This window comes from Xanthomonas sp. Leaf148, assembly GCF_001423585.1.
Lineage (GTDB): Bacteria > Pseudomonadota > Gammaproteobacteria > Xanthomonadales > Xanthomonadaceae > Xanthomonas.
Genome location: NZ_LMOP01000001.1, coordinates 362,514 through 374,378 on the forward strand (window position 1 = coordinate 362,514; position 11,865 = coordinate 374,378).

9 protein-coding genes and 1 pseudogene are annotated in these 11,865 nt (G+C 64.8%); 2 read left to right on the plus strand and 8 right to left on the minus strand.

The window, feature by feature from the left end; genetic code table 11:
- Positions 1–107: 107 nt before the first annotated feature.
- Positions 108–245: a hypothetical protein gene (locus ASF90_RS23160; protein WP_156364941.1), complete on the minus strand. Its 138-nt coding sequence runs from the start codon at positions 243–245 to the stop codon at positions 108–110.
- Between the two features lie 386 nt (positions 246–631).
- Between ASF90_RS23160 and ASF90_RS01505 the strand changes: the two genes are divergently transcribed.
- Positions 632–2,347, plus strand: a complete 1,716-nt coding sequence (locus ASF90_RS01505) for a diguanylate cyclase (RefSeq protein ID WP_055846206.1) — start codon at positions 632–634, stop codon at positions 2,345–2,347.
- A gap of 291 nt (positions 2,348–2,638) precedes the next feature.
- Here ASF90_RS01505 and ASF90_RS01510 read toward each other — a convergent pair.
- Positions 2,639–2,941 (minus strand): annotated as a pseudogene (locus ASF90_RS01510) (hypothetical protein).
- A 94-nt stretch (positions 2,942–3,035) separates the two neighbouring features.
- Here ASF90_RS01510 and ASF90_RS01515 point away from each other — a divergent pair.
- Entirely contained in the window at positions 3,036–4,010 is a 975-nt protein-coding gene (locus ASF90_RS01515) for a GGDEF domain-containing protein (RefSeq protein WP_055846208.1), read from the plus strand.
- A gap of 95 nt (positions 4,011–4,105) precedes the next feature.
- On the opposite strand, the gene ASF90_RS01520 is transcribed toward ASF90_RS01515, so the two are convergent.
- The 6 genes from ASF90_RS01520 to ASF90_RS21145 form a co-directional block, all read right to left on the minus strand.
- Complete coding sequence (locus ASF90_RS01520) at positions 4,106–5,530, minus strand: efflux transporter outer membrane subunit (protein WP_055844938.1); 1,425 nt, start codon at positions 5,528–5,530, stop codon at positions 4,106–4,108.
- Positions 5,524–6,255 (minus strand): SDR family oxidoreductase, encoded by a 732-nt coding sequence (locus tag ASF90_RS01525; RefSeq protein WP_055844941.1) that lies wholly within the window; start codon positions 6,253–6,255, stop codon positions 5,524–5,526. Before ASF90_RS01525 ends, ASF90_RS01520 begins: the two co-directional genes overlap by 7 nt.
- Before the next feature lie 36 nt (positions 6,256–6,291).
- Entirely contained in the window at positions 6,292–9,462 is a 3,171-nt protein-coding gene (locus tag ASF90_RS01530; protein ID WP_055844944.1) for an efflux RND transporter permease subunit, read from the minus strand.
- Between the two features lie 104 nt (positions 9,463–9,566).
- The gene (locus ASF90_RS01535; protein ID WP_055844946.1) at positions 9,567–10,757 is read right to left on the minus strand and encodes an efflux RND transporter periplasmic adaptor subunit; all 1,191 of its coding nucleotides are present in this window, start codon (positions 10,755–10,757) and stop codon (positions 9,567–9,569) included.
- The gene (locus ASF90_RS01540; protein WP_055844950.1) at positions 10,754–11,527 is read right to left on the minus strand and encodes an SDR family NAD(P)-dependent oxidoreductase; all 774 of its coding nucleotides are present in this window, start codon (positions 11,525–11,527) and stop codon (positions 10,754–10,756) included. The genes ASF90_RS01535 and ASF90_RS01540 overlap by 4 nt, the downstream gene beginning before the upstream one ends.
- Positions 11,524–11,751, minus strand: coding sequence for a hypothetical protein (locus tag ASF90_RS21145; protein ID WP_082473369.1), 228 nt, complete (start codon positions 11,749–11,751; stop codon positions 11,524–11,526). Before ASF90_RS21145 ends, ASF90_RS01540 begins: the two co-directional genes overlap by 4 nt.
- Positions 11,752–11,865 lie beyond the last annotated feature (114 nt).

Sequence of the window (11,865 nt, forward strand, 5' to 3'; positions counted from 1 at the left end):
CGGCGCTCGTCAGCGCTCCTGATGCACTCGAAGCAAACCGCATGCCAGCGTGCCGGTGCTGGTTGCTGCTCCGGCACTGGCTGGACCAACTAGGGCGATTCAGTGCATCAACGCGTGGCGCTTTCAAGCCCGGCTATGGCAATGGCCAGGTTGACGCCCTCCTCCTGGCTACACGTCGGCTCTGCACCGCTGGCGAACAAGGCGTTCAGCTCAGGCGGAGTCGAGTTGCCGTTGCGCTTCGGCATGCATGGCCTCCATGGCATGGGACACCCTGCCGGCACTTCGCCCAGCCAACACGGCGCTGGGTCGATCGGGAACGTAGGCGCAAGCGCGGCGCCTGTGAGCTTGCGCTTCTCTGCCCGCACCGCTGTTCCGATGTACCCAACCGCGCCCCAAGACTCGCCGATGCCACGGCTTGGGGCGGCGCGACAGATCAGCCGACCGGTTAGAAGAAAAATAACCAAGACGCGCTTGGTTCTGCAGTGCGGCAGGAGCGTACTGGCGTTAGGGCATGGCACCGAGGCCTGCCATCGAGGCCTGCCTGCTTGCCTGCTAACTGATTGGCTAACTGACTGATTGAGGCACGGCGCTTGCATCGGCCTCAACCAGACAATCGGTGTTGGGGAACACGGTGTTGACCAAAAAAGCAAAACGCCATGCCGCTGGGGCTTTATTGCTCGGGGGCGCCATCTTCGTCCTGATCGGTATCGGCGGCTACTTCACCACGCAGCGCTCGCTGGCCGATGCGGGCTGGGTGACGCATACGCAGGAAGTCCTTGCGGGCATCGACGAAATCCAGGCTGGGCTGCTGTCGGCGGAGTCGTCGGTGCGTGGCTACGTGCTGACCGACAACGAGGCGTTCTTGGGCGTGTATGCCGATGCGATCGGGCGCCTGCCCGAGCGCATCGTACGGCTGGAGGCGCTGGTGCAGGACAACCCGGTACAGGGACGCAATGTACGTGTGCTCAGCCAATTGGTGGACACGCGACTGGTGCAGATCAATGATCTGCTGCACAGCTATCGCACCCATGGCCTGGATGGCGCGCGCGGGTCGATTGCGCGCGGCGTGTTCCAGACCTCCTCGGCATTGCGGCGCCAGGTGCAAACCATGACCGAGCTGGAACGTCACCAGCTGGTGAAGCGGACAGAGACCAATGCACTCAGTGCGCAGTGGGTGCTGCGGATGACCGTGACCGGCATCGTCAGCGGGCTGCTGGTGATGCTGCTGGCTTACCGCTTGTTGGCGCGCGAGCTGCAACGCCGCGAGCGTGCCGAGGACGAGGCCAGCCATACCAGCGAGCAGTTGGTCGAGTCGTTTGCGACGCTGGAGCGCACCTCTGCGGGACTGGAAGCCTTGTCGCGCTACTCGGGATTGCTGCAAAACTGCCGCGATGCCGAAGAAGCGCTGGAAATTACCGCACGCACGATTGCGCCGCTGATTCCCGGCGCGGCCGGTGCGGTGTATTTGCTGCGCGCATCGCGCGATCGCGCCGAGCAGGTGGTGGCCTGGGGCGCGATGGCCGACGACGACAGCGCAAGCATCGCGCCGGAGACATGCTGGGCGCTGCGCCGCGATCGCACGCACGTGGTGGAAGATGCCAGCCTGGGCATGCTGTGTCGCCATACCGGCGCCAATCTTCCGACGCACGCCAGCACGGTGTGCATTCCATTGTCGGCACAGGGCACACAGCTGGGCATGCTGGCGCTGCGCAGCGACCAACCGGGCGGTCTGAGTTCACTGACCGTGGCCGAAGCGGCGGCGGAACAACTCTCGCTGGTGCTGCATAGCCTGCGTCTGCGCGAAACACTGCGTCAGCAATCGATCCGCGACCCGCTCACCGGCCTGTACAACCGCCGCTATCTGGAAGAAGCGCTCAATCACGAACTGGCACGCTGTACGCGCCGGGTGCAGCCGTTGTCGGTGCTGATGCTGGACGTCGACCACTTCAAGCGGTTCAACGATCTGCATGGGCACAGCGGCGGCGACCGGGTACTGGCGGCAATCGGCGAACTGCTGCTGGCGCAGACCCGTGGCGAAGATATCTGCTGCCGCTACGGTGGCGAAGAATTGACGATCATCCTGCCCGAGGTGGATCTGGCCACTGCGCGCAGGATGGCGGAAAAGTTGCGCGCCGGGATCGAGGGGTTGCAGGTGATGGCCGATGGCGTGTCGCTGCCGAAGATCACCGCATCGTTCGGCGCGGCGAGCTTTCCCGAACACGCGGGCAATGCGGCGCAACTGCTGCGGCGCGCCGACGAAGCGCTGTACCGCGCCAAGCAAGCCGGGCGCAATCAGGTCATCAGCGCGCCGGAAGCGGCCGATACAGAGTTGGCGCAGGAGTCCTGACAGCCGACAGGCAGATCCCAGCGATCCCGGCGATCGCAGCGATCGCAGCGATCGCAGCGCGATGATTGGATATGCGATATCTGATCGTCAGCCGGTCGCCAGGCGTCGGTCCGGCGCCAGGCCACCCCAGCGCGACTATGCATATACACTTATATCCGCAAGCCACAGATCAATGAGAGGCGGTTCGCTGAGCAAGACGGCGTCGCCGAAGCTGCGGCCTGACGCACCATGCCGACACAAGCACTCGCCGCGCCTGCCATACGTGTCGGCCGATTCTTCAGTAGCGCTGCATCACTGACCGGCACGCTCATCCGCGTCGGTGGGAATCATCCATGTTCCAGCCAGCATTCCGTCGACGCGGGCACGCACGTAGGTCGCATCGTCGGGCTCGGCGCTGCGCAGTACCGCTTCGGTGCGCGCTGGAGATCCGATAGTCGAAATCCGCATCTTCATCTGCAGGCAGCTGCGGCAGTCCGTTCTGCAACGCATCGAGGCGCGTCGCTAGCTCTTCGCGTTTAGGCATAACAGGCCCCGACTCACAGCCGATACGGTTGCCACAAGGCCGTCAACAACGCACCAAGCCTTGCCATGCAACGCTTCATTTTCCTACCCGCTACAGCGGTGATTGCATGCTCAACTTTCGCGCAACCCGGCCGATAATGATGCCGACTCCGACAGAACCTTGCCTGTGATCCTTCACCTGCGGCGGGATTTCCGCCTCGGCATCGTCAAGATGCTTGGGCCAATCACCGCGCTGTTGCTTTGCCTCTATGCGGTGTACCTGGCCATGACCGGCCAGGCGATTGCGTGCCTCATCACCGCAGCGCTGGGCGTGTTGGCGATCTGGCGCGGCTGGCAGATGCGCGCGGCAGAACGCACGGGCGCCGGCGGTGTCTGGCTGGCATCGATCAATGTCGCCGGCTGCCTGGTGGCCTGCTGGACCGGGGGCGACGGCGCCCTGCCCTGGCTGTTTCCGGTGCTGGCAACCAATTATTTTCTGTGCGGACCGCAACGCGCGGTGTTGCTGAGCCTGCCGTTGATGGTGGCATTGTTGTTCTTGCCCGGCTTGATCGTCAGCCCCGGCCAGGGCGTGTCGACCGTGGTGGTGACGCTGGTGACGTTGGCAGTGGGGTATTCGTTCTCGCTGCGCATGCAGGACGACCGCGTGCACCTGGAAGAGCTGGCGTCGCTGGATGCACTGACCGGCTTGCCCAACCGACGCATGCTCGAACGCGCGTTGACCCATCAGATCGATCAGCGCCAACCGCAGGAGCGGCTCAACAGTCTGATCATCCTGGACCTGGACCATTTCAAAGAGGTCAACGATCTGTACGGGCATGCCGCAGGCGATGCCGCGCTGTCGGATCTGGCGACCATCTTGCGCTACGAAGTCCGCGAGCCGCATCAGGTGTTCCGTTTTGGCGGCGAAGAATTCGTGGTGTTGCTGCGCGCCGGCTCATCGGCGGAACTGGAAGCGGCCACCGAGCGCTTGCGCAAGGTGATCCGTAATGGGTTGCGTGGCCCGGGAGGACGCATCACGGTCTCGCTGGGAGCTGCGCGCCACGATGGCGAAACGCACTGGCAAGACTGGTTTTCGCGTGCAGATGCGGCACTGTATCTGGCCAAGAACAGCGGCCGCGACAGCGTACGGGTTGCCGACTGAGCACCGCCCTGCTAGCTGGCTAGATCGCGACATCGAACACGACGATTACGATCTTCTGCTAGACGGGGCGACCCAACGGCCGCCCCGTCCATCGTTCAACGATCGACCACCGCCACCGGTGCGGCGGGCGCTTCACCCTGCTTCCAGCCGCCCAGCGCCTTGTACACACCGACCACGCCGACATTGACTGCCGCCTCGGCCTGCGCCAACGCATCGTCTGCCGCCAGCTGGGTGCGCTGTGCATCCAGCAAGGTCAGGAAGTCTTCCGACCCCTCGCGGTAACGGATCTGTGCGAGCTGTTCGGCACGTCGCGCGGCATTGGCCTGGTCCACCACGATCGCCAGACGCGCCTGCTGCCGGCCGTAGCCGATCAAGGCGTTTTCAGTGTCTTCCAGTGCCAGCAACACCGTTTGCTGGTATTGCGCCAATGCACCGTCGGCTTGAGCCTTGCTGGCACGCAGGCGTGCACGCACGGTACCGAAGTCGAATGCAGCCCAGCTGATCGACGGGGTGATCGACCAGGCCTTTGCGTTGCCCTGGGTCAACCTGGCCGCATCGCCGGACAGAAAGCCGACAAAGCCGCTCACGCTGATGCGCGGGAATAGATCGGCGGTGGCCACGCCAACCTGCGCGGTGGCTGCGGCCAGACGGCGCTCGGCGCTACGCACGTCCGGGCGCTGACGCAGCAATCCGGCCGTATCGCCCAGCGGCAACGGGCGCGCAAACGCCGGCATGCTGCGTGCGACCAGGGTGGCGTCCAGCGCATTCGGCTGCTGGCCGAGCAACACGGCAAGCCGATGCCGGTATTGCGCCTCGGCGGTTTCCAGCAATGGAATATCCGCTTCGATGGCCTTCAAACGCGCCAGGCTGCTCTGCACATCCAGCTCGCTGCCGGCGCCCAGGTCCCAACGCGTCTGCGTCAGCTTCTGGGTATCGCGCAGATTGGTCAGGGTGCGCTTGGAGACATCGAGCTGCTTCTGGGTGCCGCGCAATTCGAAGTAATTGCGCGCCACTTCGGCTGCAACCGTGACCTGCACGTCCAGCAGGTTGGCCTGCTCGGCGTCGAGATCGGCGCGCGCCGCTTCCGAGGCGCGGCGCTGACGGCCGAACAGATCCAGCTCCCAGGCCGCATCCAGGCCCAGGGTGGTCTGTTCGGTGAGGAAGCGCTGATTGCCGGCGATCACCTGCTGCTGCTCGCGTCGATCGAAGCTGCTCTGCGCAGTGATATGCGGGGCCTGATCGAGACGACGCTCCACAAACACCGCACGTGCCTGCTTCACCCGCGACACCGCAATGCGCAGATCGTGGTTGGCGAACAACGCATCGCGCACCAGTTGCTCCAGCACCGGGTCGTCGAACTGCGACCACCAGTTGCCGACCGGAGATTCAGCGCTGAAAGACGCATCCTGCGCGCCCTGTAGCGTGACCGAGGCGGGCGGGTCGGGCCGGTAATCCGGCCCCACCGCGCAACCGCTGAGCACCAGCGCAGCCAGCGCCGCGCCGAGCAATGTTCTTACCATGGCAAGGTGTCTCCCAAGTGGGTGTAGCTGCCGGTGGGGCCGTGCGCATCGATCAATGCCATCTGCACGCTGCTGTGTGCGCCCTGCTCGATGTCGATCTCGCCCTCACCACCGTTCATGTCGGTTTTGACGTAGCCCGGATGGATGGCGTTGACCTTGATCGAGGTGTCGCGCAGCTCGTAGGCCAGATGCACGGTCCAGCTGTTCAAGGCGCTCTTGGAGGCGTTGTAGGCAGGCACCTTGAAAGTGTAGATCGGCGAGCTGGGCTCGCTATGCAGCGTCAGCGAGCCGAGAACGCTGGACACGTTGACGATACGGCCGGCCAGCGAACGCTGCAGCAGCGGCAGGAACGCCTTGGTCACGCCGACCACCGCAAACAGATTGGTGTCGAAGGTGCGCTTCCAGGTGTCCAGGCTTTGCTCGGACGGCTTGCGCTGGGTGTCGTCGATCATGATGCCGGCGTTGTTGACCAGGATGTCCAGGTGGCCGTGACGCTCCTTCACCGTGCCGACTGCCGCGGCGATGCTGATGTCGTCGTTGACGTCCAGTTGAATCGCTTCCACCGGCAGGCCTTCGGCCTGCAGCTTGAGTGCAGCGGCCACTGCGTCGTCGCGCTTGCGACCGGCCAGCAGCGTGTGCACGCCGGCCTGTGCGAGTTGACGAACGGTTTCCAGGCCGATGCCGCGGGTGGCGCCGGTGACCAGTGCGATCTTGGTGTTGCTCATGTGGTGAATCCTCTTCAATTGGGGGAAGTGATTGGCTTACGCCTTGACCGTGTCATGCGAAACGGCGGCCGGTGCAGCGGGCCCGCGACGGGTCACCCACTTGCGCAGCGCCACGTAGAACACGGGGGTCAGGAACAGGCCGAACAAGGTCACGCCCAGCATGCCGGCGAACACGGTGATACCGGTGACCGAGCGCACTTCGGCGCCGGCGCCATGGCCGAACACCAGCGGCACGGTGCCGGCGATGAAGGCGATGGAGGTCATCACGATCGGGCGCAGACGCAGGCGGCAGGCTTCCAGCGCGGCCTCGACAATGCCCTTGCCGTGCATCTCCAGCTCGCGGGCGAATTCCACGATCAGGATCGCGTTCTTGCACGCCAGGCCCATCAACACCACCAGGCCCACCTGCACGAACACGTTGTTGTCGCCGCCAGTGAGCCACACACCGAACAACGCAGACAGCAAGGTCATCGGCACGATCAGGATCACCGCCAGCGGCAGGGTCCAGCTTTCGTACAACGCGGCCAGCACCAGGAACGCCAGCAACACCGCCATCGGGAACACGATCAATGCCGAGTTGCCCTGCGTGGACTGCTGATAACTCAGGTCGGTCCATTCGATGTTCATGCCGTTGGGCAATACCTTCGGTGCCATGCCGGCCAGCGTGTGCATCGCCTCGGTGGACGACAGCACGCGCGGGTCCGCTTCACCGATCAGATCGGCAGCCGGGTAGCCGTTGTAGCGGATCACCGGATCCGGGCCGTAGGTCTGGCCCAGCGTGACCATGCTGCCGATCGGCACCATTTGGCCGTTGGCATTGCGGGTGCGCAGGTTGGCAATGTCTTCGACGCTGTCGCGGAACTGTCCATCGGCCTGGGCGATCACCTGATAGGTGCGACCGAAGCGATTGAAGTCGTTGATGTACGACGAGCCCAGGTAGGTCTGCAGCGTGTCGAACAGATTGGTCAGCGGCACGCCCTGCGCTTTGGCCTTGTCGCGGTCGACCTTGGCATCGAGCTGCGGCACGTTGGCCTGGTAGGTACCGATCGGGAACTGCATGCCCGGCGTTTGTGCGATCGCACCGGACATCGCATTCACCGCACTCTGCAACTGGCCATAGCCCAGACCTGCACGGTCCTGGATATACAGCGAGTAGCCCGAGCCCTGGCCCAGACCCAGAATCGGCGGCGGCATGAAGGCGAACGCAAAGCCCTGCTGGATCTGGCTGATACGTGCGTTGATTTCCGCATTGATCTGCGCGGCGGTACGGGTGCGCTGACTGAACGGCTTGAGCGTCAGAAACACCGTGCCGGTATTGGGCGTGTTGGTGAACTGCAGCGGATTCAAACCCGGGAACGCAATCGCATGGTCCACGCCTTCGGTCTGCAGCGCGATCTGGGTGATCTGACGGATCACCTCATTGGTGCGCTCCAGCGAAGCGCCTTCCGGCAGCTTGGTACCGGCGATCAGGTACAGCTTGTCCTGGGTCGGAATGAAGCCGCCCGGCACGATCTTGAACATGAAACCGGTGCCGACCAGCAGCAGCAGATACACCATGAACACCGCGCCACGCTTGCCCAGCGCACGCGACACCGCGCCCTGATACTTGTGCGAGCTGCTGTTGAAGAAGCGGTTGAACGGGCGGAACAGCCAACCGAACAAACGATCGATCAACCGCGACGGGCCGTCCTTCGGCGCGTCGTGCGCCTTGAGTAGCATGGCTGCCAGCGCCGGCGACAAGGTCAGCGAGTTGATCGCCGAAATCACCGTGGAAATGGCGATGGTCACCGCGAACTGCTTGTAGAACTGACCGGTCACACCCGACAGGAACGCCATCGGCACGAACACTGCGCACAGCACCAGCGCGATGGCGATGATGGGCCCGGACACTTCGCGCATCGCCTGATGCGCAGCTGCCAGCGGGGTAAGACCTTCTTCGATATTGCGCTCGACGTTTTCCACCACCACGATCGCATCGTCGACCACGATGCCGATCGCCAACACCAGGCCGAACAGGCTCAAGGTATTGATCGAGAACCCCAGCAGATACAGCGCCGCAAACGTGCCCACCACCGACACCGGCACCGCCAGCAACGGAATGATCGAAGCGCGCCAGGTCTGCAGGAACAGGATCACCACCAGCACCACCAACAGCACCGCTTCCAGCAGCGTGTGCACCACGGCGCTGATCGAGTCGCGCACGAACACGGTGGGGTCATACGCTGCCGACCAGGCCATGTCCTGCGGGAACTGCTTTTCCAGCTCGGCCATCTTGGCGCGCACGGCGTCCGACAATTCGATCGCGTTGGCACCGGGCGACTGGAACACGCCCATGCCCACCGCGTTCTGGTTGTCCAGCTGCGAACGCAAAGTGTAGTTGCCGGCGCCCAGCTCCAGACGCGCCACATCGCTCAAGCGCACGATCTCGCCGCTGTTGCCGCTGCGGATCACGATGTTGCCGAACTCTTCTTCGGTGGTCAGGCGGCCCTGCGCATTGATCGAGAGCAGGAAGTCGCTCTTGTTCGGCATCGGCTCGGCGCCGAGCTGGCCGGCGGAGACCTGCACGTTCTGTTCGCGGATCGCAGCGACCACGTCGCTGGCGGTGAGCCCGCGCGCGGCCACCTTGTCCGGATTCAGCCAGATACGCATGGCGTAGTCGCCCGAACCGAAGATCTGGATCTGGCCCACGCCGGGCAGACGCGACAGCTCGTCCTTGACCTTCAAGGTGGCGTAGTTGCTCAGGTACAGCGAGTTGTACTTGCCCTTGGGCGAGGTCAGATGCACCACCATGGTCAGCGTCGGCGACTGCTTTTGGGTGGTCACACCCTGCCGGCGCACGTCTTCGGGCAGACGCGCCTGCGCCTGGCTGACGCGGTTCTGCACCTGCACCTGTGCCTGGTCCGGATCGGTGCCGGGCTTGAAGGTCACGGTGACCACCAGCACGCCGTCCGAGCCGGCCACCGACTTCATGTACATCATGTTTTCGACGCCGTTGATCGCTTCTTCAAGCGGCGTGGCGACGGTCTCGGCAATGACCTTGGGGTTGGCGCCCGGATACACCGCACGCACCTGCACGCTCGGCGGTACCACTTCGGGGTATTCGCTGATGGGCAGCAGCGGCATGGCGATCAGGCCGGCCGCGAAGATGATGATCGACAGCACCGCGGCAAAGATCGGCCGGTCGATGAAAAAACGGGAAAAGTCCATTGGGGTGGTCCTGAAAGAGGTTGCCGCCGGGTGGCGGCGCGGCACAGCGGCCCCGATCCGGTCTGGGTGTCAGGCCGGTGGTCGAAGCGCGATGCAGCGATGAATCAGTTCGACGCGGTGCGTTTGTCCGATGCGGCGGCCATGGCCACGGCCTTGGCATCGACCGGCATGCCGGGCATGAAGATCTTCTGCACGCCATCGACCACGACGCGGTCGCCCGCGGCCAGACCCTTGCGCACGATGCGCAGCCCATCGGCACTGCGACCAAGCTCCACATCGCGACGCTGCGCCTTGCCATCCTTGTCGACCACGTATACGTATTTGCGGTCCTGGTCGGTCAACACGGCTTTTTCGTCGACCAGCATGGCCTTGAACTGGCCGCTGCCCAGCAACTGCACGTGCGCATACAGGCCCGGCGTGAACTGCCGCTGCGCGTTGTCGAGCACGGCACGCACCCGAATGGTGCCGGTGCTGCGGGTTACCTGGTTATCCAGGAAATCCACGCGCCCGGCGTGCGGGAAGCCCTGCTCGCCGACCAGGCCGATACGCACCGGCAACTCGCCGCCGCGTTCGTCCGGACGCTCGCCGTTGCGGGCCATCTGCGAGTAGCGCAGGAAGGTGCCTTCGTCGGCATCGAAGTAGACGAACACCTTGTCCAGCGACACCAGCGTGGTCAGCACGCTGGCGCTGTCGCCGGCGGTGACCAGGTTGCCGGCGGTGACCATCGCACGCCCGGCGCGGCCGTCGATCGGCGCGCGCACGCGGCTCCAGTCCAGATTGAGCTTGGCGGTGTCCACTGCCGCTTGTGCGGCCAGCAGATCGGCATCGGCCTGATCGGCGGCGGCGCGACGCTGCTCCCAGATTTCGGTGGAAATGGCCTGCTGGTCGGAGAGTTTGCGCGCACGTGCCGCTTCGCTGCGCGCCAGCGTGGCCTGGGTGCGGGCCCGCACCATCGCTGCGTTGGCGCGGGCGAAATCGGCGCGGTAGCTACGGTCGTCGATGCTGAAGAGCACATCGCCCTTCTTCACTTCGGCGCCTTCGGTGTAATTCACCTTGTCGATGTAGCCGGACACGCGCGGGCGCAATTCGACGCTTTGCACCGCCTCGATGCGGCCGCTGAATTCGTCCCACTGGCTGATCTCTTTCATCAGCACCGGCGCGACGCTGACGCTGGGCGGCGGCGGCGCGCCGGTCTGCGCGGCACCGCCGCCGCAGGCGGCAAGCACGACCGCGAGCACGGCGCCCGTCAGAACAGTACGCATCGGAAAACGGAACGGGGTGGCGTTCGGGGTCATGGAGAGATCTCTCGAGTGGGGATGGGCAAATGCAGACCGGCCAGCCGGTCCACCGACGGCGCGGTAGAAAGACGACGACTGACGGTCACGATGGGTTGTCCGGGCTGGCCAGGCCCGGCGATGAGCGAGACGGCGGCGCGGCCGACATCCACGGCGCGAATCCATTCCGGGCACGCGTCCTTGGCACGGCCCGGCGTGCACACCGGTTGTTCGACCGAGAGCAGATGCACGCGCACGCCCAGCGGTTTGGCTTCTTCATGCAGCACCTGGGCGAGCATGCGGATGGCGGCGGCGGCCACCGAACTGTCGCCGTGCGCCGCCCAGGCGCGCAGCGCGCACGGGCTGCCAAGCAACAGATAGCGGCCGCCGCCGTCGGCTTCGGCCAGCAGCGGCAGCAGGTGACGAGCCGCCGCCAGATGCGGCAGCACGTCGCGCTCCAGGCGCCGACGCAGCGCCGTCACCGGCCGATCCAGCAAGCGCCCGGCCTTCCGCGGGCTGCCCAGGCTGGCGATCACTGCGCCCAAGGGGCGCGACCGCTGCGCCAGCTCGGTGGCCAGCGCCTGTGCCGAGGCGTCATCGGCCACCGAGCCTTGCAGGGTCTCCAGCAGCGGGGCATTGCCATGCTGCGCGCGTAGCGCGTCGAGCTTGGCGGCATCGCGTCCAATCACCAACACCGGCATGCCGGCGTCGAGCAACGCGGTGACGATCCCGGCACCAACGTTGCCCGCACCGCCGATTACGACGGTTTCGGATTGGACCATCCCGATCATGGGACTTTCACTCCCGACATCGGGACAATTCCGCGCTGTACCCAGCGCGCCTGCAGTCCAGTCCGCTGCATGGGCGCACCGCCAGCCTGCCGCTTGGGCGAAGCAGAAAAGCCACGTGAAACGCTGGCACGCGGGCTTCTTGCCGAGGAAACCACCGGATCGAAAGCGCTTTCGATGGCGCTGCGCGCGTTAGAGGACAAGCCGAAGACATCGCACAACCACATGGCCGTGCTCCTGCATGGAGGGGATGCCGCATAAGCTAGGCCTGAAAGTAGCACTTGATTAGTCCGGATTTAGGGGAATAATCGTCCCGCAAGCGGTCCAATCCCTCCTGACCC